Below are 26,513 nucleotides of genomic sequence, written 5' to 3' on the forward strand. Positions count from 1 at the left end.
CTTTTCAGGACACTGCCGCCATTGCGCCTCCGTGTTCCGGCTGTTTCGGCGACGTCTCCGCGTCGCCGTCCGTGACCCGTCCCGGACGCTCCGTCAGAACGGGTTCGGTTCTGGCCGCCCGGCGGAAGGCGGCCGTTCCCCGGCTCAGGTCGTGGCCGACGGCGACGGCCTCGACATCGACGAACGTCCGTCGCTGACCGGCCTGTTCCTCCTCGCGGACCTTCAACCGGCCGTGCACGACCAAGGGTTCCCCGACCGAAACGGAACCGGCCAGATTCGTGGCGAGCGTGCGCCAGGACCAGACGGTGTAGAAGCTGGTGCGGCCGTCGGCCCAGAGCTGTTTCTCGCGGTCCCAGCGGCGCGGAGTGACGGCGAAACGGAATCGCGCCATTCCGCCGGTGGCCGTCTCCCGGAACTCCACCGCCGTGGCGGCGTTTCCCACCAGGGTCACCAAGGTCTCGTTCATTTTCCCGCCCCCGTTTTCCTTGTCGCACCGCTTCGTACGGAGTCGGGCGACTCCGTACCGTGTGCGATCTCCATGGTGGACGCCGGGCGGGAATCGCGTCGGGGCCTGTGGACTACCGGCCGGTTGTGGAAAACTTCGTCACCGTCACATACCGCTCGCGCACTTCCCGGTAGCGCACCAGCTCGGCCGCGACGGGGTCCAGGACCCTGGCCCGGCCGCACCCGGCCGCCGCCTCGCGCAGCCGCCGCTCCGCGTCCTGCCCGTACCGTCGGGCCGGCCCCCGGATGGCCGCGGCGCAGGACCACTCCACCAGCGGGCCGCCGACGACCCCGGCGAGCATGATGAGCGCGGGCGTGACGAGACCCGGCTCCAGGACGCCGATGATCTGGCCGACCAGCCATAGGCCGCCGAAGATCTGGAGCAGCGTCATCGACACCTGGGCCAGCACCGCGGCGGGCCACCACTTCGGCCGGGGCGGCTTGGCCGGGCGGCCACCGGGCGGGGAGCCGGGCGGGGTGCCGGCGACGGCGTCCCGGCCCGTCTCCGTTCCGCCGCCCCGCTTGGCCGGGGCGGGGGCCCCGGCCTTGACCGCCAGTTCGTCCAGCGCCTCGGGCAGTCCCTGCGCCCCGGTGAACGCGGCCTCGCGCACCGCCTGCGCCCAGGGGCCCGGCAGCCCGTCGGCGGCGTCGTCCGCGACGATCCGTACCGCCTGCTCGACCCGCTGCCGGGCCGTCAGTTCCTCCTCGGGCGGGGTGAGCGCCTGGCCCATCCGGTCCAGGCTGCCGGGCAGGCCCCGGTTCTCGTACCAGCGCCAGAGCCGCAGCCACGGTGTGCCGCAGGCCCGGCTCGCGTTGCGGCGCCACTCGCGTTCGGCGGCCTGCCCGGCGGCCGCCGCGCCGACGGCCTCGGCCAGCCGGTCGGTGAACTCCTCGCGGGCCCGCTCGCCGAGGCCGGGCCTCCCCTCGGCCACGTACACCGGGCGCAGCCGCGCCGCCGCCGCGTCGATGTCGGCGGAGAGCCGGCGGGTGGCGGCCGTGCGGTCCTGGACGAAGCGGCCGACCATCTCGCGGAGTTCGGGCACCCCGTCGCCGGTGAGCGCGGACAGGGACATGACGGTGGCGCCGGGTTCGCCGTGCTCGCCGAGCGCGATGCCGTCCTCGTCGAGGAGGCGGCGCAGATCGTCGAGGACCAGGTCGGCGGCCTCGCCGGGCAGCCGGTCGGTCTGGTTGAGGACGACGAAGGTGACCTCCGCGTGTCCGGCGAGCGGGCGCAGATAGCGCTCGTGGAGGGCGGCGTCGGCGTACTTCTCCGGATCGACGACCCAGATCACCGCGTCGACCAGGGCCAGGACCCGGTCCACCTGGTCGCGGTGTTCGGTGGCGGCCGAGTCGTGGTCGGGCAGGTCGACCAGGACGAGCCCCTGGAGCGCCTCGTCGAAGGCGGCAGGCCCGGGGTGGGGCCTGCGCCGCAGCCGGCCGGGGACGGCGAGCCGGTCCAGCAGTCCGGCGGCCCCGTCGGTCCAGCTGCACGCGATGGGCTGGGAGGTGGTGGGCCGGCGCAGCCCGGTGTCGGAGATCGGGGCCCCGGCGAGCGCGTTGAACAGGGTCGACTTGCCGCTGCCGGTGGCTCCCGCGATGGCGATGACCGTGTGCCGCGAGGAGAGCCGCTGGCGGGCGGCGGCCTCGTCCAGCACCCGGCCCGCCTCGGCGAGGGTGTCCCGGTCGAGCCGGGCGCGGGAGAGTCCGACGAGTTCGCGCAGGGCGTCGAGCCGGGTGGGCAGCGGCCCGTCGGCGGGGGCGTACGCCTCGACCTGCGGCTGGTCCTCGTCCTGGTCGGGCGTACGCGGTGCGGACTCCCCGGCCTCGCGGGCCTCGGCCGCCGCAGCGCGCCGGGCGATGAGCCCGTCGTCCCAGCGCCCGTCCTTGCGCCCGGCCACGGCCCCGTCCGAAGTCCCCGTCCCCACGCCCGTACCTTCCCCGTCGCCTTTCCCCTCCCCCTTCCCCTTGACGTTCCCCGGGCCCTGGTCCTCGTCCGTGACGGCAGTCATCGCTGCCACCTCTCCTTCTGCAGTACGGAAAGCGCGGCGATCAGTTCGGCCTGGGGTTCGGGGGCGACGTCGAGGGCGTCGAGCGGGGCGAGGCGGCGGTCGCGTTCGCCGCCGAGTACCTGGTCGAGATAGCTGGTCAGCAGCTCACCGCCCTTGTCGCGCAGGCGCAGCGCGCCCTGGGCGCCGATGCGTTCGGCGAGCTGCTCCCCCGCCGTACGGGCGCGCCGTCCGCCGAGGAGGGCGGCGGCGAGCAGTGCGGCGATGCTCTCGGGGGCGGGCGCCACGCTGCGGTCGAGCTGGCGCACCTCCTCCTCGGCCAGTTCCTCCAGGACCCGCCGCCACCGGCGTACGGCGACGGCGATCCGCCCTTCGACGTCCTCGGCGGGCCCCCAGCCCCCGGCCTCCCGCCCGGCCTCCTCGAACCGGAACAGGGCGCCGGCGGGCTCGCGGCGCCACTGGGTGCGGATCTGTTCGTCGGCGGCGGAGACCGAGCACTGGAGCAGGGCCACCAGGCTGTCGACGAGGGCTTCGAGGAGTTCCTCGGGCGAGCTGTAGAGCGGGTAGCCGCGCCACCGGGTCCGCGCGTCCCCGGAGAGCACCGCCCCGCTCTTGAGGCGGCGCCGGATCCGGGCGGCCTCCTTGCCGTAGGCGTCCTCGACCACTCCGGTCAGCCGTACGGAGGCGGCGTACTGGGCGGCGACGGCGGAGGCCAGTCCGGGCATCCGTACGTTGAGCGACTCGATGACGCCGGAGGCGGTGCGCCCCACCGCCTGCTGCCGGGCGGCGGGGTCCTGGGCCCGGTGGGCGAGCCAGGCGCGCAGCGGGGCGACCGCGGTGGTGGGGAGCAGTCCGCTGCCGCCGCCCGCGGATTCGGGGAGTTCGGGGATGGTGAACCGGGGCACGTCCCCGAGTCCGGCCCGGGTGAGCAGGGCCGCGTACTGCCGGGACACCTCGGCGATCACCTGGTGGGGCACCCGGTCGAGGACGGTGACGAGGGCCGCGTCGTACTCCTTCGCGGTACGCAGCAGATGCCAGGGCACCGCGTCGGCGTAGCGCGAGGCGGTGGTGACCATCACCCAGACGTCGGCGGCGCAGATGAGTTCGGCGGCGAGGACGCGGTTGCGGACGACGAGCGAGTCGATGTCGGGGGCGTCCAGCAGCGCGAGCCCGCGGGGCAGGCTCACCGCGGTCTCCACCCGCAGCGCGGTCTCCTCGTCCGCTCCCCGTGCGGCGAGGTCGTCGAGCCCGTCCGGGTCGGGCGCCTGCCCCGGCGGCAGCCAGATCCGGGTCAGCTGCGGCAGCACCCGCACCCCGGCGAACCAGTGGTGATCGTCCGGGTGGCAGACCAGCACCGGGGTCCGCGTGGTGGGCCGCAGCACCCCGGCCTGGCTGACCCGGCACCCCACCAGCGAGTTGACCAGGGTGGACTTCCCGGCCCCGGTGGATCCGCCGATCACGGCGAGCAGCGGGGCCTCGGGGTCCTTGAGGCGTGGCAGGAGGTAGTCGTCGAGCTGGGCAAGGAGTTCGACCCTGGTCTGCCGGGCGCGTTCGGCCCCCGGCAGGGGCAGTGGAAGACGCACGGCGGCGACACGGTCGCGCAGGGCGGAAAGTGCGTCGATGAGCTGAGGCCGTACGTCCATGGTCACCACATGCGAAGAATGCCCAATTTTGAAGCCTTTTTGAAGCGTATAGCCCCCTCTGCGCGGCGGTTCCACCCTCTGGACAGAGTCAGGACAGAGGGGACGAGTGGGGCAGGGGCATAACGAGTGCACAACACCCGGCGCGCGGAAAGCGAAAACCGATGCAGGAATCGCACCCACCTGCGATTATCGGTTCGCTTCACCGAACCTCCACATCGTGCCACGCAGGTGAAGCAACCGGGTCCAGGGGATCGGAGCCCTATCCTTGTCCCGGCACGGCCACGGAACCACCGATCAGGACTCCCGGCCCCCGTAGCTCAGTGGATAGAGCAGGCGCCTTCTAAGCGCTTGGCCGCAGGTTCGAGTCCTGCCGGGGGCGCACGACCGCACGACCGTGAGGCCCTCCGCACAGGAGGGCCTTTCCGTCGCTCGGGGGACGTTAGCGAGCACGGCGTCATGGCGGCGTAAGCGACGGACGGCGGCGACCGGGGGCCGGAGAGACCGCGAGACTGCGCGACCCGCCACCATCTCTCGCATAACCAGGGAAAATGCTCATTCCGGTTGAGGAGTGGGCACGTGCCGGATCATTCTTACGGGCATGACCCTGCGCTCCCCCTCCCCTGACGTGTCCGGCCTGCGCGATTACGCCTTCGACTGGGCGCTGGTGGACGTGGAGACGTCCGGGCTCGTTCCCCGACGGGACCGTGTGCTGTCGATCGCGGTGATGACCATCGGACCGGACGGAGAGCAGACCGGGGAATTCTCGACACTGCTGAACCCGGGGTGCGACCCGGGTCCGGCGCATGTGCACGGACTGACCGCCGAGCGGCTCCTGGGGGCGCCGACGTTCGAGCAGGTGGCAGCGCGCATCGGAGCTCTCCTGCAGGACCGGGTCCTGGTGGCCCACAACGCCCAGTTCGACTACGACTTCCTGGCGCACGAGTTCGCGCGGGCCCGCCTGTACCTGCCGGTGTCCCAGCGGCTGTGCACCCTCGCCCTGAACCGGCAGGTGGACCCGCCCGCGAATGACATGAAACTGGGCACGCTGGCCGCCCACTACGGCGTCCCGCAGACGCGGGCCCACGACGCGGTGGACGACACACGGGTGCTGGCCGGGATCCTGCGAGCGTCGTTGGCCGAGGCCGCGCGGCTCGATCTGCCTCTTCCTCTGGTCCCCTGTCCGCCTCGGCAGAACTCCCGGTTCACACCGCAGCCGCCGAAGACCCCCTGCGCGTACCGCAATCCGGGGCGGCCGGCAGCGGGTGGACCACTCGTGCAGGGCATGAAGATCGCCATCACCGGGGAGACGGCCACCTCACGCGCCGAGCTTGTGGCGCGGTCGGTCGCCGCGGGACTGAACGTCATGAACTCGGTGAGCCGCCACACCAGCGTGCTGGTCACCAACGAGGCGCGTTCAGGGTCCGCGAAGGCCCGGCGGGCCGCCGCCGAGGGCGTGACGGTGATCGACGAGCACTCCTTCCTGAAGCTGCTCGACGACGTACGTCCTGGGACGCCGCACCGGACAGCGGCACCGGAAGGCACCGCCCGGGCTTCGGGGGCGGCCGTCGCCGCACCTCCGACGGCCGCCCCCGCGCCTTCCGCTCCCAGCGCTCCCGCCCTACCCGGAACGGCCCTCCCGTCTCCACGCGGGCCGGCACCGGAGGCCGTCCCCGCAGACCGCCCTCTGACCGGACGACGGGTTCTCGTACTCGGCGGCGCACATCCCGACGCGGCCGCCGCGCGTGCGCGGGTCGTCGAGCTGGGCGGTTCCGCCGCCGTCAATCTCTCGCGCAGCGTCACCGATACCGTCCTCCTGCCGGGAGGAGAGGCCGATCGCCGGATACGGCGGATCACGGAGCTGAGGCTTCCCGTGCACGACGAACACTGGCTGACCGCGCCGACGACCGGCCCCGCCCAGCCCCCGGTACCGGATCATCCGCGAACCACTCTCGTCCTACCGCGTGGCGGTGTGGTGGATCTGCCCACGCAGCAGGAGACCTCGGCACCGTTGTGGCACATCACCGCGGCCTGGGCCCCGCAGGCCGCGTGCGAGATCGACGTCGTCGCCTTCGTGCTCGACGAGGACGGACAGGTCACCTTCGACGAGGACTTCGTCTTCTACGGCGCCCCGGAGAACCCCTCGGGCACCGTGCGGCTGCTCACCGACGGCCCAGCCGAACAGACGATCTCCGTGGACCTCGCCGCGCTGCCGCCCTCCTCCCGCAAGGTCGCCGTCGCCGCCGCCATCGACGGGGAGACGACGTTCGGGGACGTCGGCGCGGTCCAGGTCACCGCGGTCCCCGGCACCGGTGCAGCGCCGCTGGCCAGGGCCACCCTCGACGCCGCCACCACGGAACGCACGCTGCTCCTGGCCGAGTTCTACCGCCGTGGGCCGGTCTGGCGCTTCCGTGCGATCGGCCAGGGGTACGACCACGGGCTCGCCGGCCTGGCACGCGGCTACGGCGTCGACATCACCGACTGAGCAGGCGGACTGCAGGGACAGGCTCCCCTGACAGACGGCAGGGGCAAGCCCCCGTCCCGTCCCGCTGCACGCTCACCGAACCAGGACCAGCCCGCAGCTGTAGGCCCGCCCGTGCCCGAGCCCCGTCGTCAAGGCCCCCACGAACGTCTGCGGATCCGTCACCGTCAGCCTGCCCCTGATCTCCGCACGGACCAGGCGGAGGCCCTTGTGCGGGGCGGGGCTGGAAATGCGGGGCAGCATACGGACGGCCAGCTGGTCGGCCGGGGCGTCGGCGCCCAGGCGGGTCAGGCCGTCCGAAGCGACGGGAGGTTCACCGGGCGGCTGAAGGCGCCGGACGAACCAGGCCTTCACGTGGTCGGGGCGGGTGTGGGCGACCCGTTGGCCGCGGGTCTTCTCCGGGGAGCCCGGTGCGGGTGGGCGGCTGTACACGGGGTTGACGACCGTACGGAAGTCGACCGTGTCGCCCACGGAGTAGGTCCGGTCGATGGTCAGCGTCTCCGGTTCCTCGGCGAGGGCCGCCCTCGGGACGCGGCCCCAGTCTCCGGGGACCTGGGACTGCACGACGAGCGAGAGCCGGGCCTCGCGGAGATTCAGCGTCCAGGTCGACAGGACGCCCATCTGTGCGCGGGCATCGCGGCTGCCGTCGTCGACCCAGCCCTGGAAGCCGCTCATCACCGTCCGATGCATGTCCTGGGCGTCGATCAGCGACTTGGCGGCGTAAGGGTGCCGGGCGTCCAGGGTGAGGAGAGTCTGCGTGGCGACGAACCGTGCGGCCGTGGCGCGGGGCTGCTGCACGGAATGCTGTTTCGCGGGTTGCTGCTTCACAGAATGATGTCCCAGTCCCTGGCGTGCGGATCGATGGTGACGCGGGCCTCTGTCTCCCAGCGCGCGGCATGCTTCGGGCCCATGGCGTGGAAGCTCACCGGCTGGTCCATGACCGGGCCGACGCCGGGCACCGGGCGCTCGCTCTCGATCCAGGCCCATGGCCTGCCGTCCCGGGTGCGCGCAGAGCCGTCGGAGGGCGAGGGCAGCAGCGCCACGGAAGCGAAGGCCTCGGCAAGCGTGCAGGCCATGACGCCGAGGGCCAGCTGACCGGACGGTGGACAGGACTTGCGCCCGAGCCAGAGCAGCCGCTTCGGGTGCTCCAGCGCGTGGGCGATCCGCTCCAGCACCTCCCGCTCGGTGTGCTGAAGGCCCACGAGGAAGGCGGCGTCGGCGAGATACCAGCGCTCGGTGATCATCGAGGTCCTGCGTACCTCGGCGGAGACGAGCGTTCCGGAGAGCGGATCGGCGGAGATCCTCTTCGGGGCTCCGTACCAGTCCCCGACCTCGTGGTGGCCGAAGGTGTCCCCGGTCTCCGCCTCCACCGACGCAGCGGCCGCGGCGGCGCGCCGGTGGTCGGTGACCAGGTCCCGGGGACGCAGTGGATAGCGGCCGGCGCCGACCGTGTGGAAGTCCCGCACCGGTGTGCCGGGGTGGTCGGCCCGTACGCCGAAGAGCAGAGGAGCCAGCTCGGCGAGCGGATCCTGTTCGGGTGTGTCCGGTGGAGGCTCGCGCGGCAGGCCGAGCGCGGCAGCGCACATCCCGATCACCCCCGATTTGGTGGGCCTGCTGTGCGTGTCGCGCTGCCAGAAGCGGCTGGCGACGCCCCAGGACTGCAGCGGGGCGGCGAGCCGGATGAGCAGCACGTGGTTCACGGTGTCAGCTCCCCGATCTCCGTCACGGATGCCACATCGCTCCTGCCCGCCGTCTCGAACTCCTTGACCACGGAATCGATCTGTGGGTCGTAGGTCAGGACGCGCACGCCCGTCAGGTCGGGGCGGCGCTCGCTGACGAAGGCGTGGTGGGCGAGCAGTCTGCGCACCGCCGCGGGCCCGGCCGGCCCTTCCCCGCCCGCGCTCGTCGGGCTCTCGTCAACGGGACGCTGGAAGGCGGCGGCGTAGTTGTAGGGGCGTGCGCCCTCGAAGGCGAGGACCAGGGCGGGCAGCGAGCCGGTGGAGGCCGTGGAGTTCTTCTTCGCCTCGGGGAAGGCTTCCACGAAGGCGTTGACGAACTCCTTCTCGGCCTCGACCGCCGTTTCCGCCGCCTCGGCCTCGGCCATTCCAGCCGCCCGGAGATTGGTGGTCAACTGGGCTCGGTCGAGGACGGCGTGGCGGTAGAAGGTGCCGGAAATCAGCGACTGGTAGCCGGTCATCCCGGCCCCGGAATCGTCCGCCGAGTCGAGGAAGTCCAGGGCGTTGCGCTTGCGGTGCAGCTTGGCGTCGTCCGCGGCCGCGTAGAAGTCGTCGACCTGCTCGGCCTCCTGGACGGTGAAGGCGTGACTGCTCTGCACGGCGCCGTCCACGTTCGGCGAGTCCGCGATCTCGGCCAGGAAGCGCCCGTAGAGCGCGATGTCGATGGCGTCGCGCGGGGCGATGGCGAAGAGCACGGCGTCACGGTGCTGCTTGGGGAGGGGCGGCAACGTGGCCTCGGCGGCGGCTCCCGCGTCCTCCTCCGCAGCCGCTTCGGAACCCTGACGCGCCGTCGCCGTCCGGCCGCCCCTGCGGGTGGACTTCTTCCTGATCTCCTCCTGTGCGAGGAGATACGCGTCCCGCCAGTCGCCCAGCTCGTCCGCGTGCTCCTGGATGTGGGCGGCGATCCTGGTCCCGGTGTCCGCCGGGGCGAAGAGCAGCACCTTGGTCAGGTTGGCCACGGTCTTCTTGGCGGGGTCGCCGAATTTCAGGCCGACGGCCTCGATGACCGCGCGAGCGGTGGCGACGGCGGTGTCGCCGTCCCACCCGTGGTCCTTCTCCAGGGACCGTGCCGTGATGAGCGCCCACTCACGGGTACGAAGTCCCGTGCTGCGCCCCGCCAGGGCGCCGATACCGGCGTTGGCCCGGTCCCGGGCGTGCACCCGTTCGGCCCGGCGGCGCGCCTGGCTGGTGATCATGTGACGTTCCACGCCGCCGTAGACCAGGCTTTTCGGGGATCCGTTCTCGTCCCGGACGGGGAGCACGGCGACCAGTGTCTCCAGGACGTGCAGGGAGAGGAACTGGCTTCGGGGGGCCTTGGTCACGTACTCGTGTCCTTCCGCGTCGACTGATCATTGGTTCCGCCGCCTGCCGTGGTCACGCCTCGGTCGGCCTTGGCGCTGCGACTTCGCGTGGGCGGCTCGTGGAAGTCCACGGTCCACAGGTAGGGAATCCGCGCCTTGCGGTCGTGCCACCGGGTCAGATCGACGGTGAGCCGGCTCCAGGACGGCGGCGGCTGTTCACAGGCGCGCAGGCGGGTGATCGTGTGCTGGAGATGGCGCCACGGGAGGCGACGGCTCGCGACGACGCGCGACAGCAGCCGCTGCGCTCCGGGGTTGTCCGGTCCACGACCGGACCCGTCACCGATCCTTCGGGCGGCGGCGCCGAGGCTGCCCCTTCCGCGCAGGGGGACTGCCGCGCCCTGGTGGTAGACGCCGAAGAGGAACGCGACCTTCTCGTAGACCTCCCGGTGTTCTTCCGGGGCGTACCACCCGGCACGGATGTGGGAGTCGGTCGGCTTGGTGCGGCGCAACTCGGCGAGCTTCCCGTACTCACGGTTGCGTACGAGGCTCATGAGCCAGGCGGTGAGCTGATCACCACCGTGTCCGTCCACGGCGGACAGAAAACGTTCCGTCATCTCGGCCTCTCCTCCCGGAGCTCGGCGGGAGCCTTCGCATCGGTCATGTCCGCTTGGAAACGTCGCTCGGCACGGGCGCGGGCGAGCATGCCCTTCCGGTCCTGTTGCTGCGCGTCGAGCCGATTCCTGAGGAACTCCTCCGCATGCGTGCGGAGCTCCCCGGCGTAGTCACGCAGGGCGAGGGGAACATCCCCACCCCGGGCCGTCTGATCGAGCAGACGCATGAACGGCTCCTTCGCCGCGGGCCAGAACTCCCGCCGGGCGTCGAACCGGGCCATCTGAGCCTTGCGGTCGGTAGGTTTCGGATTCGGGTAGGCCACCTTCCAGGCGGCGTAGGCGGCCCGCTCCAGGGCCCGGGCCACGTACTCGGCGATCTCCGAGCCGTGTCGGGACGCCTCGCACAGGGCCTCACCCTGACTCGGGGCGTAAGGGAAGTGCCCCTCCGTCCAGGCGGCGGCGACGGTCTTGTTGGCGATGATGCCGACGGCCCAGAGCACACACGGCGGTCCGCCTCCTTCGTACGGAAACGTGATCCGTCTCAGCCGTCCGAACAGGCCCGTCGTCTCTCTGGTCGCGGCGGTGTAGAGCGCGTGGGCCTCGCGCCACAGAGCGCGGGTGGGGGACGGCCAGAGCGGCTTGCGGTGGCCGTTCAGCATCGTGCCGAGGATGGCGTCGTCAAGGTCGCGCTCGGGATCGAGAGCGAGAAGTTCACCGGCCCCGATCAACACCTCTTTGACATATACCGGCTGGCCCTTGGGCCCCGGAACCGGCTCCAGGAGCACGGAGCGGCCGAGGTAGCTGTGCAGGTCGGCAGGGCCGGACGTGGGGCGGGCCGGCGGCTTCGTCCTGAACTTCCGACGCTCGAACGTCCCTGTGGTCCACGACCGGTTGAAGTGCCCCGCTTCTCCGCCCGGTGCGGGGTAGAGGTTCAGGCGCAGCGTGTCCGCGAGGGTGCGGCCCTGGACCACGACCCGGATCCGGCCCTGGAGCCGGCCCGCGGCGAGATTGGTCAGCTTCGGGCCCAGCCTCCCGCCGGAGATCCGGGCCCGGCCGGACAGCCCGTAGTGGTGCTGGGTCAGCAGGGCCCTGAACGCGGCGGCGGCCGGAAGCGGCTCGGGATGTTCGAGGTGATGATGGTCGAGGAATTGAACATAGTCCCCCACCCTCTCGATGATGAGCTGGGCCGGCCCCGTCGCGTCTTCGTCGAACTGTGGACGCAACTGGCTGTTCTGCCCCAGGGGCCGTTCCGGATGGAACAGGTCCCAGTCGTCGGCGGATTCCCGGACGAGCCACTTCTCCACCGCGTCGAGGCTGTGCTCCTGGGCCACCCAGGAGGCCCACTCCTGGTCGGAGGACGGAAAGGTCTCGGAGGCGAAGCACAACGCGAGCAGGAATTCGAGGAGGGCGATCCCTTCGCCCGGGGTGGCGCACGAAATGCTGCTCAGCCTGTCTGCCCAACGGAAGACCTCCACCAAGGGAAGGTCGACGGGCTGGCCATCAACAGAGACGACGGGAACACACGGCTCATACCGAGGGTCCCAGGAAGGACGCCGATCACCTGCGGCAGGCACTACAGACAAGGCTCAGCTACCACTTTCACCAGTGGTCACACACGGTCACACCAGATGACGGTAGCAGCGTGCCGCTTAGAATGCGGGCAGTTCGAAGAACTGCCCGCATCCTCAATGGTGTCCACGAGAAGCAGAGTTCACCCCCGCGCACGCGGGGACCCAGCCGAGACACGAGCACTCGCGACGGGCCATTCCTGCGACAGCAGGACAAACAGCTCCCAGCGAAGGCCGCGCGCCTTCAAACGCTAGGCTGATCAACGGTTCAGCGAGTTGTACAGTGCTGTCTCAACGAATCATGTGGCCACTTCCGCCTAGAAGTGGCCACATGATTCATCCGGTCAGGAACTCCGCTTGAGCCCGTTGTGGCGGGCCAGTCGAATGCCCCTTCCGGTGTGGCGTCCTCGGCGGGTTTAGACCGCCGAGGCCGACCACCCGGCCATACCGCTGACGAGTTCCACGACCAGGGGCGCCACGACGGCAACCAGCACCGCATGCACCAGCTGACGCCTCCACGGAGGCACGTAGCCCGCCCCTCTGTGACGCACTGTCAGTCGCGAGCCACACTCTCCGCACATACGGGGCTTCGGTCTCATCAAATGCACAGGCTCCTGTCTCAGCATTTCCATGGGGAGAGGCACTCCCTCCCTCTCGGCACACCTTCCCTCAGGCACCCTGACCTGCTAAGACCCGACACGCCACCATCCGGGTGACACGCGGGCCGAGAAGATGACGCCCAACGGGTCCAACTCTCGTCACACGCGAGTTGGACCGAACTCGCGTAGGCGTGTAGCGCGAAAGCCTCGGCCTCTCACCTGGGCGGGTGCCGCCTCATCAGGATGGTGAGCGTGGCACGCGCGTCACGACGGCGGTCCGGGGCGGGGGCCAACACCGATGTGAGTGCAACGGTGGCGAGGACCGTCGTGTAGACCATGGCTCCAGCGGCGGCGAAGGTCGCCGCGTCGAGGAGGGTAGGGAGTACGGACACGGGTCGTCCTTCCAACAGGTGCCCGGGGTTTCCGACTGCCGGGCTGTGGTGCCACTCTGACGTCCCGAAGGGCAATGCACGAGCGGGGTATGTCGTGATCTTTTAACCGCAGGTCAGGAACCCTACGAAGGAAGAACATGGCGATCGAAAAGGCTTCACGCGGGGACTTCGGTTGCATGCTGACGGAGTTGCTGGCGCACGTCGGCCGGAAGGAAGAAATCAGCCTCTCGGTGTACGCAGACGTGGCGGGCGTGAGCCCGGATACGATCAAGCGCTGGTGTGCTGGGAAGACCGCCCCGCATCGCGATCACACCCCGGGCTTCCAGCGGCTGGTGGTACATCTGCGCCAGAGAGCCGGCGAGCCTGCGGAGTTCAGCGACGAGTGGCGTCAGGCGCTCCTAGCCGCGCAGTGGGAGGGGGATGACCACCGCGGCACCTTGAACGGTCGCGGAGGTAGGCGCCAGGTAATGGCGGCCTACGGGGCCGAGGCCTACGCCGGCAGCGGATGCCGGGACCGTAAGGCCGAACTCAGGCTGATGGAGAAGTTCGTCGACACGAGCGATGAGGAGCGTTCGTACCTCTGGTGGCAGGGGCCTCCACGCGCGGGTGTCTCCGTTCTGCTGACCCGTTTCGTCATGAAGCCACCCGAGAACACGGATGTCGTCGCCTACTTCGTCTCAACGGCTACGGGCTGGAACCGGCGGGAGCACTTTGTGGGCACGATGGTGCGGCAGCTAATGGCACTGATGGAGAGGAGGGTGCCGCGCGCGCCGGAGAAGATCTCCCCCACCGCGCTCCAGATGTATTTTCGCCAGGCGGCTTCCCACTCAGCCAAGAGGAACCGCAGGCTGCTCATCGTGGTCGATGGGCTCGACCGGGACATCGCCTGGCACGGCGGAGCTTCGGATAGTGAGCCGTCAACCAGTGGCAGCATTGCCGCGCTCCTCCCCCATGTACAGGAACGCGCGGCTACAAAGGCCAAACAGCCCAGCAGGAAGGCCTCACCTCGCGTCATCGTGTCGAGCCGCCCCGTCATGGAGCCGCCCTCTGACGTGCCGGCCGACCACCCCCTCCGCCGGGCCGAGACAGTACGTACTCTCCACCCTTCACCTCATGTAACGGATGCTGCATCGGTCGCCCGAACCGAGCTACAGCCGCTCCTCTCATCCGAGTTGGGTCGAACAGTCGCAGGCCTGCTCGCCGTGGCGGGTACAGGTATGCGTGCGCAGGACCTGTCAGAGCTGGCGAACGTAGGGCGCCCCGAGGTCGAGCGGTTGCTGGCCGACGAGGGGAGCCGCTGTCTCGTTGCGGACAATCTGCACCCGGGTAGCTACGCCCTGGCAGGCGACGAGTGGGCACGGGTCACCCGACAGGAGAGCGGGGACGAGGCCCTCGATCGCTGGGCCGAGCTGCTGCACGCCTGGGCCGATTCCTGGCAGGCCCGTGGCTGGCCCGCGCAAACGCCTCCCTACCTCCTGTCGCACTACCTCCGTCTGTTAAAGGCGACCGATCGCTTCGAGCGGTTTGCACTCGATCCGCGCCGGCAGCTGCGGCTCGCGGAGGAAGGACTGCTGGATGAAGCACTGACACAGCTGGACCGGGTGCTAAGGAAGACCGGAGACCTCGGTGCAACTGCACGGGCCGCATTCGCCCGCAGCCTGCTCGCCGGACGAGCGCGGCTCGTACCCAAGGACTTTCCCCGGCTGTTCGCACTTGCCGGAGACGTCGCCCGAGCTAAAGAGCTGGCCCTGTCACCGCCCCAGAGCTCGGCCAAAGCCACACGACTGGTCTACGTGGCGGAGGTCCTCCTCCGGAACCGGAAGTCGAAGAGCGGGGAGACCGCACAGCAGGAGGCTCTGGCCATCGCCCGTGAGGCTGTCGAGTGGGCGGGGCAAGCTACAGCAGACAAGTCGTCGGGCACGGAGACGGTTGAACTTCTGGGGGCGCTGACGTCCGCCGGAATCATCCTCCACGCCTGTGCCCCAGCAGAGTTCGGCAGATCCATACTGCGGTCTGTCGCCGCTTGTGAGGCTGCGGGCTGGACAGACCGAGTGCGCGCTGCAGAAGCCCTGTCTGACAGGGACGACGTCGGCTGGCTCGTCTCCGTGGTGCAGCACGCGGAGGCGCTCAGCAGTCAAGGGCCTGATGAACAGGCCGAAGCACTACAGATCTGGGGTGAACTGTCCGCAAGGGTTCCTGACGGTGACAAGCGCATCCGGTCACTCGTCGCGAATGCCCACAACGTGAACGAGAAGTTGGTACCCAACGGTGCCGCCGCGATCCGATACAGCATCGAGTCGTTCTGCGATGCCCTCGATCCCACATCCAACCCCATACATATCGACCTGCTCGCGCTCGGCGCAAATGCACTGGCACCGAAACAGGGTTCTAGGGCGAAGGAGTTGGCTCTGCGCGCGAAGGAGGCGCTGATCCACGTCGTGGAGAACCCCGAGACTCTCTCGCCTGCGAATCGGGCCCACCTCAACCTCGAACTGTCCACCACGCTCGCACGTGTTCTGAAAGCCCTGCATGACGCTGGGCAGGTGGATAACGCGGCGCTCCTTCTGGGCAAGATCCCGGAGGGCTTGCGCTGGGACGTGCTGGGGGACGACGTCCGGGAGCAGGCTCGCATCTTGAGGGAACAGGCCATCAAATCCCCGAAGGCCGAACATACCAAGGCCTCCACAGATGACGAGTTCAAGGCCATCGAAGAAGTGTTGAGGTCTCACCACGTCCGTGGCCGCCATCTCCTCGCAGAGGCCTTCGCCCGGTGGGGAGGACACAGCTCCGCATCCGGGCCCCGGGGCTGGCAGCTCCCCCTGGCCCAGGCCCTCGCCACCGCCGGGCATGCGCGGGAGGCGGTGCGGCTCGCAGGGCTCTCGCCGGACCCGGGCGAGCGGGCGGGGGCCCTGGCCGTCGTGGCTGCGGGGTGTGCAGCGGGTGGGCGTGGTGCCGAAGCGTTGCGGTACGCGGAGGAGGCCGCGCGGGCTGCCGTGGACCTGGCCGACCCGGCCGTGCGCGGTCTCGTCGCCCAGGCCTTCGCTCATGCCGGTGCGTCCGAGTCCGCGTTGAGCTGGGCCGCTGGTGGCGGACCTTCGGGGAGGGAGCGCGAGCAGGTCGAGCGGTCGCAGGCCGCGGTGGCCGTGGGGCTCGCCCCGTACGACCCCGAAACCGCCGCGCGGATCGTCGGGCAGCAGCTCCTGGAGGTGAGGCGGGCGGCTCTCGTGCCGGGTGGGGAGCGGCATCTCCCCCGGAGCATGGGGCTCATGCTCGCCCTCCCCGATCCCCGGCGGCCCGGCAACGCCTTGTGCACGGCGCTCCAGGAACTGTGCGCCGGGCCGGCCGGGAACATCCAGGGCCGGGACATGCACGCGGTCCTGTTCCATGCGCTGCTCGATGTGAGCGGGTGCCGTTCCGGGGTGGTGCCGCTCGGGGGCAGGTTCGGCCGCTGGGAGCGGTACATGGGCTCCACCCCGTTGCCCGAGGGCGTGCTTCCGGTTGCCGAATGGGCCGTCCTTCATGCCGTCCGGGGCGATGTCCGAGCGGCGCGGGACACGGCCGGGCGGGCCCGGACACCGGAGCGGAGGGTGGCTGCCCTGGCCGCTGTGGCGACCTACCTGGCAGGCGTTCCCGTGATCGTTCCGGCCGCGGACGGCTGGGCGCCGCAGGACACCTCCGTACTGCGTTTCCTCGCACTCGCCGACGCCCTCGGCAACGAGGCCACCCGCGACGAGCACGAGGCCCGCCGCCTCGTACGCGAGGTACTGGCGGGCGAGCACTGGCGGTACGCCTTGCCGCTCCTTCCCCGGTTGGCGCCGGAGGCCCTGCCCCGGCTGGCGGAGGTCGCCTTCGTGCACGGAGGGAACGCATGAGGGGAGTGGTCCCTCAGGCGTCCCGCCGCCGCAGCAGCACCAGTGCGCCGAGCGCGAGCGCCGTCGTGCAGGCGGCGACCAGGAGCAGGGAGGGCCAGGGGCCCAGGCTGCCCACCGTGTCGGCGGCGGCGTCCGAGGTCTGGGTGAGCTTTTCCAGGGCGGCCGTCGGGGAGAGGCCGGCGATCCAGCGTTCGGCGTCGCCGAAGAGCGGGCCGAACAGGGACGGCAGGAGCAGCAGGCCGATCACCGTGGTGACCGCGCCCGCCGAGTGCCGTACGAGGGTGCCGACGGCGAGGCCCAGTACGGCCGCCACCGCGAAGGACGCGGCGATCCCGAACAGGGCGGGCAGCGGCTCGCCCTGGGCGTACCGGCCGTCGGGGAGCATGGCGTCGCCGACGAGGTAGGCGGCCGTGCAGGAGGCCAGGGCGAGGACGTACATCACGCCCGCCACCAGGGCGGCCTTGGCGGCGAGGACCGCGGTGCGGCTGGGCACGGCGGCGAACGTCGTCCGGATGGTGCCGCTGCTGTACTCCCCCGTCACCACCAGCGCGCCCACCACCGCCGCCAGCATCTGGGCGACGACGGAGAGGGTGAGGCTGCCGCCGAGGACCGTGTCGTCGGACTGGAGGCTTCCGGTCGTGGCGACGAACACCGCGCCCAGAACCGGCAGTACGGCGGTCGCCACCGTCGTCCACACCGTGGAGCGCACGCTGCGGAACTTGATCCACTCATAGGCCAGGGCCTGGGATCCGGGAGCGGGTGTCGGCATCGTCATCGGACTGTCTCCTTCCGGCCGGCCGCAGCGGTCCGGTCCTCGGCCCTGTACTCCACCGAGGACTGCGAGAGCGCCGTGTAGACCTCCTCCAGGGAGGAGTGGGCGGGGGTGAGTTCATGGACGGCGACGCCGTGGTCGCGGGCCAGGTCGCCGATGGTGGCCGTGTCCGGTCCTTCGACCCGCCAGCCGCCCGTGGCGTCCAGGCGGACCCGTGCCCCCGCCGTTTCCAGCAGCGCCCGGAGCCTCTCCGGTTCGGGGGACCGTACGAGCGTGTGGGCGCGGGAGTTGGTCTCGATGAAGTCGCGCATCGTCGTGTCCGCGATGAGCCGGCCCTGCCCGATCACGACGATGTGGTCGGCCGTCAGTTCCATCTCGCTCATGAGGTGGCTGGAGAGGAAGACCGTGCGGCCCTCCGCCGCCAGGGACCGCATCAGTCCCCGGATCCAGCGGATGCCCTCGGTGTCGAGGCCGTTGACCGGTTCGTCGAGGATCAGCACCTCCGGGTCCCCGATCAGCGCCGCCGCGATGCCGAGCCGCTGGGCCATGCCGAGCGAGAAGCCCTTGGTGCGCCTGCGGGCCGTCGCTGCGGGCAGGCCCACCAGGTCCAGCACCTCCTCGACGCGGCGGCGCGGGATGCCGTTGCTCGCGGCGAGTCCGGCCAGGTGGTGGTAGGCGGAGCGGCCGCCGTGGACGCCCTTGGCGTCGAGCAGCGAGCCGACCGCGCGCAGCGGTACGGGCAGGTCCACGTAGGCCTTTCCGCCCACGGTGACGCGCCCCGCGCTCGCGGAGTCCAGGCCGAGGATCAGGCGCATGGTGGTCGACTTCCCGGCGCCGTTCGGGCCGAGGAAGCCGGTCACCCGGCCGGGCCGGACGGTGAACGACAGCCGGTCGACGGCGGTCCGCCCGCCGTAGCGTTTGGTGAGTTCCGTTGCTTCGATCATGCGGCCGACGCTACGAGCGGGCCCCGGGTCGCGAATCCTCCGGCGGGAGCCGGGGGCTACTCCGGCGGGAGTAGCCGCCTCCCCGTTCAGCGCTCGCCCGGTCTCACCAGGCCCGTTTCGTACGCGATGACCACCAGCTGGGCCCGGTCGCGGGCGCCCAGCTTCGTCATGGTCCGGCTCACATGGGTCTTCGCGGTCAGCGGGCTCATGATCAGCTCCTTGCCGATCTCCTCGTTGGACAGCCCGGCGGCGACGAGCGCCATCACCTCGCGTTCCCGGCCGGTGAGGACGGCGAGCCGTTCGGCGCCCGCCGCCTCGGGGGCCTTCAGCCGGGCGAACTCCTCGATCACCTGGCGGGTGACGGCGGGGGCGAGCAGACTCCGGCCCGCCGCGACCGTACGGATGGCAGCGCGCAGGTCGTCCGGCTCGATGTCCTTGAGGAGGAAGCCCGCGGCGCCGTGGCGGAGGGCCTCGAAGACGTACGAGTCGACCTGGTACGTGGTGAGCATGACCACGCGGACCCGGTCGAGGGTGCGGTCGGCGGCGATCAGGCGGGTGGCCTCCAGGCCGTCGACCCCGGGCATCCGGATGTCCATCAGCACGACGTCCGGGCGGGTCGTGCGGACCGCCTCGACGGCGCGGGCCCCGTCGGCGGCCTCCGCGACGACGACCAGGTCGTCGGTGAGGTCGAGCAGGGCGCGGAATCCGGCCCGTACGACGGTCTGGTCGTCGGCGAGGACCACACGGACGGGCCTGCTCCCGCCCTCCGGCGCAGGTCGTGTCATGGCGTCGCTCCCTCGGCCGGCAGCACGGCGTGGACGCGGAATCCGCCGCCCGGCACCGGACCGTACGTGACGCCGCCGCCCACCGCGACCGCCCGCTCCCGCATACCGATCAGACCGAAGCCCCGGTCGGCGGGCGGGGCGGCGGGCGGCGGCACGGGCGGGCCGTCGTCCACCACCTCCACGGTCAGCCGGCCGGCGGCACGGGTCACCGACACCGCAGCGTGCCGCGCCGCCGAGTGCTTCACCACGTTGGTCAGCGCCTCCTGCACGATCCGGTACGCCGTGGCCTCGACGACCGCCGGGAAGGCGGCGTCCCCCGTGTCCCGGCGCAGACTGACCCGTACCCCGCCCGCCTCGACCCCCGCCACCAGCTCGTCCAGCTGGTCGAGGCGGGGCGCCGGGGCCGTGGACTCCGCCTCGCGCAGGACGGAGAGCGTGGCGCGCAGTTCCCGTACGGCTTCCTTGCCGGAGGCGCGCACCTGGGTCATCGCCCGCCGTGACACCTCCGGCGCGGCGTCCAGCGCGTCGAGGGCCACCCCGGCCTGCACGGTCATCGCGCTCACCGTGTGCGCGAGGATGTCGTGGATCTCCCGGGCCACCCGCACCCGCTCCTGGCGGACCCGGCGGGCGGCCTCCCGTTCCCGGTCCTCCTCGGCCCGGGCGGCGCGCGCCGCGTACTCCGCGAGCAGCTCCCGGCGGGTCCGCACCACCTCGCCCAGGAGCAGCGGAACGAGCGGCCAGACCATCTCCAGGACCGGCAGCCCCTGCGGGTTCACCACGTCCCGGCCGACCTTCAGCGCCACCGCGCCCGAGACCGTCGCGGCGATCACCCCGGTCCACAGCGTGCGCCGGCGGTCGCCCAGCACCGCGACCGTGTACAGCGCCACGATCACCGGGAGGTTCAGCAGTTCGCCGATGTGCCCGTGCAGCGCCCACCCGGCACACGCCGCCCCGGTCACACAGACCACCGGAACGGGCCAACGGCGGCGGCAGGCGAGCGCCGCCAGCGAGACCGCCAGGAGGGTCCAGGTCAGCGCGTCCGCCTGGCGGTAGCCGGGTTCGTTGACGGCCGCGTCGGCGGTGGTGAACGCCCCCACCACCGCCACCACCAGCAGATCCGCGACGATCGGCGGCAGGGCGCGCGCACGGGCGGCCAGGCGGTCGAAGGTCATCACCCCCTCACGGTAGGAGGCGGGAGGTCCGGCCGCATACGCCGGCGGGAGTAGCCACGGGAGTGGCGTCGGGCGGCTCCGGCGGCCCCGCACCTCGGGCAGGGTTTCGGGCAGGAGTTCGGGCATATCCGGACGGGAGTTCGAGTCCGGTGAAACCTTCCGCCCGACGGGACGTTCGGCGGGGCCCGGCAGCGGGCAAATCGATCAGGGGGCCCGAAGGCGGAATCCCCACCACAGGCGCTCCCGACCGCCCCGACATCCGGCGGGAGTACGCGGCTTTGCGCCGCCGTCCGTCCACCGGTCCCGCCGCCCCCACACCGAAGCGCCCGCGTGACCTACGCACCATCAGGGAAAGGAGCGCCGCGATGGCGACGCCGCTGTCCGCCGACAAGCTGCTCAAAGCCCTCCGCGACGAAGGCCTCCACGTCGTCGAACACCGGAGCTGGCGTACCAACAACCGGAACCACAAGGGTCCCTGGGGTCCCACACACGGGGTGATGATCCATCACACCGTCACCTCGGGCACCGCGTCCTCCGTCGAGCTCTGCTACAACGGCCACTCCGCCCTGCCCGGTCCGCTCTGCCACGGGGTCATCGCCAAGGACGGCACCGTCCACCTCGTGGGGAACGGGCGGGCCAACCACGCCGGACTCGGCGACGACGACGTGCTGCGCGCCGTCATCGCGGAGAAGGCGCTGCCCCCGGACAACGAGGCCAACACCGACGGCAACCGGCACTTCTACGGCTTCGAGTGCATCAACCTCGGTGACGGCAAGGACCCCTGGCCGGCGGCCCAGCTGCTGGCGATCGAGCGGGCCGCCGCGGCCGTCTGCCGGGCGCACGGCTGGTCGCAGCGGTCGGTGATCGGCCACCTGGAGTGGCAGCCGGGCAAGGTCGATCCGCGCGGGTTCACCATGAACTCGATGCGCACCCGGATCGGCAAGCGCCTCGGCGGCGCCCCGGACGGGCCCTCCAAGCCGCCGCCGAAGCCGACGTACGAACCGTTCCCCGGAGCCGCGTTCTTCAAGGTCGGCCGCAACAGCGCGATCGTCACGGCGATGGGCAAGCGGCTGGTGGCCGAGGGGTGCGGACGGTACACGGTGGGTCCGGGTCCCGCCTGGTCCGAGGCCGACCGGAAGTCGTACGCCGCATGGCAGCGCAAGCTGGGCTACTCGGGCTCCGACGCGGACGGCATTCCCGGGAAGAGCAGTTGGGACCGGCTCAAGGTGCCCAACGTGTGACGGGTGAGGAGCGTGTGGCTGGTGAGGTACGTGTGACGGGTACGGGCGGTGGGCCCGGCTAGCCCGGTGTACCGGCGTCGCCCGGCTCTCCTCCCCGCGGGGAGGAGAGCCGGGCGCAGGTCAGCGGTTGAAGCCGCTGCCCAACTGCGCCTTCGTGGCGACCGTGCCGAGCGTCCCGTGGCCGAAGCTGAACGAGCCCTTGGCCACGAGGCCCGAGGCGGTGGCCGGGAACACCCACAGGGAGCCCTCGCCCGCGTTCTCGCCGGGGGCGCCCACGGCCAGTTCGGTGCGGCCGTCGCCGTTCAGGTCGCGCAGGATCGCCGCGCCGCCGAAGCGGTCGCCCTTCTCCACGGCCCCGACGACGTCCGGCGTGCCGTGGTTGAAGCCGTAACTGCCGGTGCCCGTGGGGCCGGTGGCGGTTCCGGGGAGGATGACGAGGCCGCCCGCCGCATCGACCGTGCCCAGCGCCTCGCCGGGCACGCCCACCGCGATCTCGCCGTAGCCGTCGCCGTCGGTGTCCCCGATGGCGACGGACGAACCGAAGCCGTCGCCGTGCTCGGCCGCGCCGGGAACGCCGGGTGAGTCCTGGTTGAGGACGGTGGCCTCGGTGCCCCGCGGTCCGGTCGCGCTGCCCGGTACGTACGTCAGCATGCCGCCCTTGGACAGCGGCAGGTCGAGGTCGCTGTCGTAGCCCCCGACGCCGCGTCCGACGGCGAGGTCGGCGTACCGGTCGTTGTTCACATGGCCGACGGCGATGTGCTCGCCGCCCTCCAGCCGGTAGCCGTCCGCGCCCCTGACCACGGTGAGCTCGGCGCCGAGGCCGTCCGGACCGCCGAGGCCGATCTCGATGCGCCGATCGTCGTACTCGTCACCGCTGTTGGAGACGGCAGCGAGATCGTCGCGGCCGTCGCCGTTCAGGTCGCCCGCCGCCAGGTCGAGATAGCGGTGGTCGTAGCGGTTCGGGACCTCGGTGGTCCGGGCGGCGGCGCCGTCGCGGGTGAAGGGTCCGCTCAGCGCGTACAGATCGGCGTAGCCGGCCCCGGCGATGTCCGGGGCGCCGTCGCCGTCGAAGTCACCGACGGCGAGCTGTCGGCCCATGCCCTCGTACTCCTTCCCGGCCAGCAGGGTCGCCCCGCCCGCCGGTCCGTTGGGCCCGCCCCACAGGACGGTGATGCCGCCCGCGCCCACGGCCGGGCCGATCTTCTCGCCCGGGGAGCCGACGACCAGGTCCGCGTAGCCGTCCCGGTCGAGGTCGGCGGAGGCGACGGAGCCGCCGAAGGTGTCACCGGCTTCCGGGGTGCCGGGCACGCCCGCCGATGCCTGGGTGAACACCCGCTTCGCGGAGTTCTTGATTCCGTTGCGGGATCCGTAGGCCACGCCGACGTATCCGGCGCCCTTGAACCCCTTCACGGTCGCGCCGGGCGCGGCGAACGCCAGGTCCGGATAGCCGTCGCCGTTGAAGTCGGCGCGCGGGCCGTGGGGGTCGGGGGCCGGGGCGGGGGCCGCGTGGGCGGTGGCGGGCAGGGCGACGATGGCGGTGGCCAGGGTGAGGGCCAGGACCACACCGGTGCCGAGTGCTCGGGATGTCACGGGGACTCCTTCTGCTGGGGTGGGTTCGAGTGGCCGCTCGTACTTCTTGAGACCGGCGTACCGGGCGAAGGGTTGTGCCTCGTACGGCAGTTCACCCTCTAGGGTCCGCTCATGACTGCGAAGGACGATGCGATGACGGCTGAGGTGCGAACCGAGGTGCGAACGGTGCGGGCCGGAGAGCTGGACCGGTACGCCGACGGGATCCGCGAGGTGTACGCGCGGGCGTTCGCCGCCCCGCCCTGGAACGAGGATCCGGCGACGGCCGGCGCCTATGCGGAGCGGCTCGCGCGGGACGCGCTGCGGCCCGGGTTCACCGCGGCGGTGGCGACGGCCGGGGGTACGGTGACCAGTTTCGCCACGGCCTGGATCACCCCGGGCGTCTTTCCGGCCGACCGCAGCTACGGGCAGGTCGCCGAGGCGCTCGGGCCTGTCGTCAAACTGCCGTCGTCGCCCGAAGGGCGGCCGGGCGGCGCATGGTGCGTGCGATCGCAAGGCGCCGGAATGGTCTCGTAGCGGAGCTACTTGGCCATTTCGGCAACGCCGCGAGCGTGCGTGCCAGGCGTCGCCCGGCAGACGGCAGTTTGACGACAGGCCCGAGGGCCCGATCGCACGCGGGCGTGGCTGTGCGGCGCGCTGGAGGTGGACGAACTGGCGGTTGCACCCGAGGCCCACGGCTCGGGGCTCGGCGCGGCACTCCTGCACGCGGTGACCGAGGCCGCCCCGGACGGCCGTTGCTGGCTGCTGACCTCCGTACGGGCCGAGGCGGCGCTGCGCCTGTACGAGCGGACCGGCTGGCGGCGGATCGGCGCCCCCGTGCCCGGCGCGGCCGCCCTCGTCGTGCTGCTCGGCCCCCGCCACCCGCAACGGGCCGAGGCGGACGGGCGGGCGGCCGGCTGACTCCTACAGCGCGACCGCCAGCAGGACGCACGCCACCAGGTTGAACGCGGTGCGCACCTGGTGGAAGGTGTTCCAGCGGGACTCGAAGGCCGCGCGGGCCGCGCTGTCGTCGCCGCCCTCGGAGGCGGCGAGGGCGCTGTTGAGCGGGATGTTGCCGGCGATGGTCACCAGGTGGCTGATGACCACGCAGATCAGCGCTCCCAGGACGGCCGGCCCCGTGGTCTCGTCGTGCTCGCCGAGGCCGGTGAAGAACGCGGCGGCGGGAAGCGCGACGGCCCCGACGAACAGGACGAGGAAGACGGGCCCGGGAACCTGCCCGTTGAAGCGGCGCATGGCCGCGGTGAACTGTTCGTCCGTCAGCTCGGCCAGACCGGGCATGACCGCGATCAGGAAGGTCAGCAGGAAGCCCGCGTAGAGGCCGTTGACGATCGCCGAGAGCACCAGGAACAGGGAGGTCATGGCGGACATCATGACCTGCGAGGGTGGCCCCGCACCGGCCTTTTCCCGCATGAATGTACGAGCCGGGGCGCGCGGGGTGAGCCGGGCGCGGCGCACCGGGCGCAGGGCAGGGGGCGCCCGGCCCGGCCAGGTGCCCGCTGCCCTGCCCCGCCCCGCCCCGCCCTTCGCCTCAGCCGATCTCGCCCTCGCTCGATTCCGGTCGGTCGTCCGTGCCTGCGCCGCCCTCCAGCCGGTCGGCCTGTCCGATGGCCGTGGCCAGCTTCCTGACGGCGCTGTCCTCGGTCGTCTCGGCCAGTGCGGACGCCCGGGAGGCGAGTTCACCGAGGCCGGGCGCGCCGGGCAGGTCGCCGTGGCGCAGGTGGTCGGCGAAGTAGGCGGCCACGGCCGCCACTTGCAGCCGGTCGTGCTCGCCGCTCCACAGCGGGCCGTCGATCGCCCCGGTCGTGACGGTTCCGGTCTTCTCCTGGGCCTTGCGGGTCTTGGGGTCGAGCCAGCGTACGGTGGCCTTGGCCACGGTGCCGGACGCGCCCTCGCGCAGCCGTACGGCGTACAGAGCGGTCACCGTGTGGCCGGGGCCGACCTCGCCGCCGTCGACGCTGTCGTCGCGGAAGTCCTCGTCGGCGACCTTGCGGTTCTCGTAGCCGATCAGCCGGAACTGCTGCACGGTCTTCCGGTCGAACGCCACCTGGGCCTTGGCGTCGCGGGCCTGGATTTCGAGGTGGGCGGGCAGCTGGTCGACGAAGACCTTGCGGGCCTGCTCCTCGTCACCGACGTAGGTGGTGTTCCCGTCGCCCTTGTTCGTGAGCGTTTCCATGAACGCGTCGCCGTAGTCGCTGCCGACACCGACGCCGAAGAGGGTGATGCCGTACTCGCGGCGGGCGGAGTCGATCTTCTTCAGGATGGACTCGGCCTCGGTGTCACCGGTGTTGGCGAGGGCGTCGGAGAGGAGCACCACCCGGTTGGTGGCGCCCTCGCGGTGGCCGTCGACGGACTTCTCGTAGCCGAGGGTGATGCCCGCCTCGACGTTGGTGGACTGCGCCGGCCGCATCTCCTCCACCGCGTCCTTGATCCGGTTCCGGTTGCCCTTCACCCGGGTCATCGGCAGCCGGGTCTCGGCCTCGTCGCTGAAGGTGACCAGGGCGATGGAGTCGTCGTCGCGCAGTTCGTCGGTGAGGATGTTCAGCGACTTCCTGACCAGGTCGAGACGGCCGGTCTCGGCCATGGACCCCGAGATGTCGACGACGAACGTGAGCGCGGCGGGCGGCCGTTCGGCGGTGGACGGGGCGGCCTCGGTGGCCAGCCCGACCCGTAGCAGCGACCAGTCGGAGGCTCCGGTTCCGCCGCCCTTCGCGCTCTTCCCGTCCTTCCCGGTGTCGATGCGCGCACCGTCGACGTTCACCGAGAAGCCGGGGCCCTTCGGCCGTTCGTACCCCTGGCGGAAACTGTTGACGAACTCCTCGGGGCGTACGTCCTCGGCGTTGGGCAGACTGCCGTCGCCGAGGGTGCGGCGTGCGTAGCCGTAACTGGCGGTGTCCACGTCCAGGGCGAAGGTGGAGAGATAGTCGGGCGCCTTGACGTCCGGCGCGGCGGAGGCCCCGTTCTCCCCGGACTGCCGGCCCTTCTCGGGCGCCGCCGCGTCCGGCGCGGGCTGCCCGCCGCCGGTCGATCCCTGCCCGTCGCGCTTGCCCGAGGTCAGATCCCGGGTGGTCCCCGAGCCGCCGTCGCTCGCGCTGCATGCGGTGATCAGCAGGGCGCCGGCCAGGAGCAGTGCCATGCCTCCGGCCCGGCGCCCCGCCCGGCCCCCCGCACGCTCTTCGTTTCGTCGGCTGATCCGATACATACGTAACCCCCCACGTCGTCACGGTGTCCTCGACACCTGTGAATGTGACGTACGGGACCGCCGACCGGAGTCGACGAAAGCGTTGCGGAACCATCTCGATGC

At 71.6% G+C, this 26,513-nt stretch carries 19 protein-coding genes, 1 tRNA gene and 2 pseudogenes; 6 read left to right on the plus strand and 16 right to left on the minus strand.

Annotated features, from left to right (window positions below; all coding sequences use genetic code 11):
- Nucleotides 1–4: 4 nt before the first annotated feature.
- The 3 genes from ACSMXR_RS11385 to ACSMXR_RS11395 all read right to left on the minus strand — a co-directional run bounded on the left by ACSMXR_RS11385 (nucleotide 5) and on the right by ACSMXR_RS11395 (nucleotide 4,153).
- The gene (locus tag ACSMXR_RS11385; RefSeq protein ID WP_364883991.1) at nucleotides 5–466 is read right to left on the minus strand and encodes a single-stranded DNA-binding protein; all 462 of its coding nucleotides are present in this window, start codon (nucleotides 464–466) and stop codon (nucleotides 5–7) included.
- A 112-nt stretch (nucleotides 467–578) separates the two neighbouring features.
- Entirely contained in the window at nucleotides 579–2,513 is a 1,935-nt protein-coding gene (locus tag ACSMXR_RS11390) for a YfjP family GTPase (RefSeq protein ID WP_473171776.1), read from the minus strand.
- The gene (locus ACSMXR_RS11395) at nucleotides 2,510–4,153 is read right to left on the minus strand and encodes an ATP-binding protein (protein WP_473171777.1); all 1,644 of its coding nucleotides are present in this window, start codon (nucleotides 4,151–4,153) and stop codon (nucleotides 2,510–2,512) included. The genes ACSMXR_RS11390 and ACSMXR_RS11395 overlap by 4 nt, the downstream gene beginning before the upstream one ends.
- Nucleotides 4,154–4,459: 306 nt before the next feature.
- On the opposite strand from ACSMXR_RS11395, the gene ACSMXR_RS11400 reads away from it, so the two are divergent.
- A tRNA-Arg gene (locus tag ACSMXR_RS11400) sits at nucleotides 4,460–4,532 on the plus strand.
- Nucleotides 4,533–4,751: 219 nt separating this feature from the next.
- Nucleotides 4,752–6,635 carry a TerD family protein gene (locus tag ACSMXR_RS11405; RefSeq protein WP_473171778.1) on the plus strand — a complete coding sequence of 628 codons (1,884 nt, stop codon included), beginning with the start codon at nucleotides 4,752–4,754 and terminating at the stop codon, nucleotides 6,633–6,635.
- A gap of 72 nt (nucleotides 6,636–6,707) precedes the next feature.
- Here the strand turns inward: ACSMXR_RS11405 and ACSMXR_RS11410 are convergent, their stop codons facing one another.
- The 6 genes from ACSMXR_RS11410 to ACSMXR_RS11435 all read right to left on the minus strand — a co-directional run bounded on the left by ACSMXR_RS11410 (nucleotide 6,708) and on the right by ACSMXR_RS11435 (nucleotide 12,839).
- Nucleotides 6,708–7,430, minus strand: coding sequence for a type I-E CRISPR-associated protein Cas6/Cse3/CasE (locus tag ACSMXR_RS11410; protein ID WP_473171779.1), 723 nt, complete (start codon nucleotides 7,428–7,430; stop codon nucleotides 6,708–6,710).
- A gap of 26 nt (nucleotides 7,431–7,456) precedes the next feature.
- The gene (gene cas5e / locus ACSMXR_RS11415; protein WP_381849713.1) at nucleotides 7,457–8,332 is read right to left on the minus strand and encodes a type I-E CRISPR-associated protein Cas5/CasD; all 876 of its coding nucleotides are present in this window, start codon (nucleotides 8,330–8,332) and stop codon (nucleotides 7,457–7,459) included.
- On the minus strand, nucleotides 8,329–9,690 hold the full coding sequence (locus ACSMXR_RS11420) for a type I-E CRISPR-associated protein Cas7/Cse4/CasC (protein WP_381849710.1): 1,362 nt from the start codon (nucleotides 9,688–9,690) through the stop codon (nucleotides 8,329–8,331). The genes cas5e and ACSMXR_RS11420 overlap by 4 nt, the downstream gene beginning before the upstream one ends.
- Nucleotides 9,687–10,283, minus strand: a complete 597-nt coding sequence (casB, locus tag ACSMXR_RS11425) for a type I-E CRISPR-associated protein Cse2/CasB (protein WP_381849706.1) — start codon at nucleotides 10,281–10,283, stop codon at nucleotides 9,687–9,689. The genes ACSMXR_RS11420 and casB overlap by 4 nt, the downstream gene beginning before the upstream one ends.
- The gene (casA, locus tag ACSMXR_RS11430) at nucleotides 10,280–11,854 is read right to left on the minus strand and encodes a type I-E CRISPR-associated protein Cse1/CasA (RefSeq protein ID WP_473171780.1); all 1,575 of its coding nucleotides are present in this window, start codon (nucleotides 11,852–11,854) and stop codon (nucleotides 10,280–10,282) included. Before casA ends, casB begins: the two co-directional genes overlap by 4 nt.
- 808 nt (nucleotides 11,855–12,662) lie before the next feature.
- Entirely contained in the window at nucleotides 12,663–12,839 is a 177-nt protein-coding gene (locus tag ACSMXR_RS11435; RefSeq protein ID WP_473171781.1) for a hypothetical protein, read from the minus strand.
- A gap of 137 nt (nucleotides 12,840–12,976) precedes the next feature.
- Between ACSMXR_RS11435 and ACSMXR_RS11440 the strand changes: the two genes are divergently transcribed.
- A complete protein-coding gene (locus ACSMXR_RS11440) occupies nucleotides 12,977–16,711 on the plus strand; it encodes a hypothetical protein (RefSeq protein ID WP_473171782.1) in 3,735 nt (1,244 codons plus the stop codon).
- 13 nt (nucleotides 16,712–16,724) lie between these two features.
- Here ACSMXR_RS11440 and ACSMXR_RS11445 read toward each other — a convergent pair whose 3' ends face one another.
- The 4 genes from ACSMXR_RS11445 to ACSMXR_RS11460 form a co-directional block, all read right to left on the minus strand.
- Entirely contained in the window at nucleotides 16,725–17,486 is a 762-nt protein-coding gene (locus ACSMXR_RS11445; RefSeq protein ID WP_473171783.1) for an ABC transporter permease subunit, read from the minus strand.
- Nucleotides 17,483–18,427, minus strand: a complete 945-nt coding sequence (locus ACSMXR_RS11450) for an ABC transporter ATP-binding protein (RefSeq protein WP_473171784.1) — start codon at nucleotides 18,425–18,427, stop codon at nucleotides 17,483–17,485. The genes ACSMXR_RS11445 and ACSMXR_RS11450 overlap by 4 nt, the downstream gene beginning before the upstream one ends.
- A gap of 86 nt (nucleotides 18,428–18,513) precedes the next feature.
- On the minus strand, nucleotides 18,514–19,212 hold the full coding sequence (locus ACSMXR_RS11455) for a response regulator (protein ID WP_376187931.1): 699 nt from the start codon (nucleotides 19,210–19,212) through the stop codon (nucleotides 18,514–18,516).
- On the minus strand, nucleotides 19,209–20,384 hold the full coding sequence (locus tag ACSMXR_RS11460; protein ID WP_473171785.1) for a sensor histidine kinase: 1,176 nt from the start codon (nucleotides 20,382–20,384) through the stop codon (nucleotides 19,209–19,211). Before ACSMXR_RS11460 ends, ACSMXR_RS11455 begins: the two co-directional genes overlap by 4 nt.
- 365 nt (nucleotides 20,385–20,749) lie before the next feature.
- Here ACSMXR_RS11460 and ACSMXR_RS11465 point away from each other — a divergent pair, with 365 nt between their 5' ends.
- Nucleotides 20,750–21,625: a peptidoglycan-binding protein gene (locus ACSMXR_RS11465; RefSeq protein ID WP_218527478.1), complete on the plus strand. Its 876-nt coding sequence runs from the start codon at nucleotides 20,750–20,752 to the stop codon at nucleotides 21,623–21,625.
- Nucleotides 21,626–21,745: 120 nt separating this feature from the next.
- Here the strand turns inward: ACSMXR_RS11465 and ACSMXR_RS11470 are convergent, their stop codons facing one another.
- Nucleotides 21,746–23,215: an FG-GAP-like repeat-containing protein gene (locus tag ACSMXR_RS11470; RefSeq protein ID WP_473171786.1), complete on the minus strand. Its 1,470-nt coding sequence runs from the start codon at nucleotides 23,213–23,215 to the stop codon at nucleotides 21,746–21,748.
- A 132-nt stretch (nucleotides 23,216–23,347) separates the two neighbouring features.
- On the opposite strand from ACSMXR_RS11470, the pseudogene ACSMXR_RS11475 reads away from it, so the two are divergent.
- A pseudogene (locus ACSMXR_RS11475) lies at nucleotides 23,348–23,641 on the plus strand (GNAT family N-acetyltransferase); the annotation flags it as partial.
- 171 nt (nucleotides 23,642–23,812) lie between these two features.
- A pseudogene (locus tag ACSMXR_RS11480) lies at nucleotides 23,813–24,112 on the plus strand (GNAT family N-acetyltransferase); the annotation flags it as partial.
- Between the two features lie 3 nt (nucleotides 24,113–24,115).
- Here the strand turns inward: ACSMXR_RS11480 and ACSMXR_RS11485 are convergent.
- Nucleotides 24,116–24,583, minus strand: a complete 468-nt coding sequence (locus tag ACSMXR_RS11485) for an anthrone oxygenase family protein (RefSeq protein ID WP_381795705.1) — start codon at nucleotides 24,581–24,583, stop codon at nucleotides 24,116–24,118.
- A gap of 157 nt (nucleotides 24,584–24,740) precedes the next feature.
- Complete coding sequence (locus tag ACSMXR_RS11490; protein WP_240805950.1) at nucleotides 24,741–26,345, minus strand: vWA domain-containing protein; 1,605 nt, start codon at nucleotides 26,343–26,345, stop codon at nucleotides 24,741–24,743.
- Nucleotides 26,346–26,513 lie beyond the last annotated feature (168 nt).

The organism is Streptomyces sp. DSM 106670 (assembly GCF_055792845.1).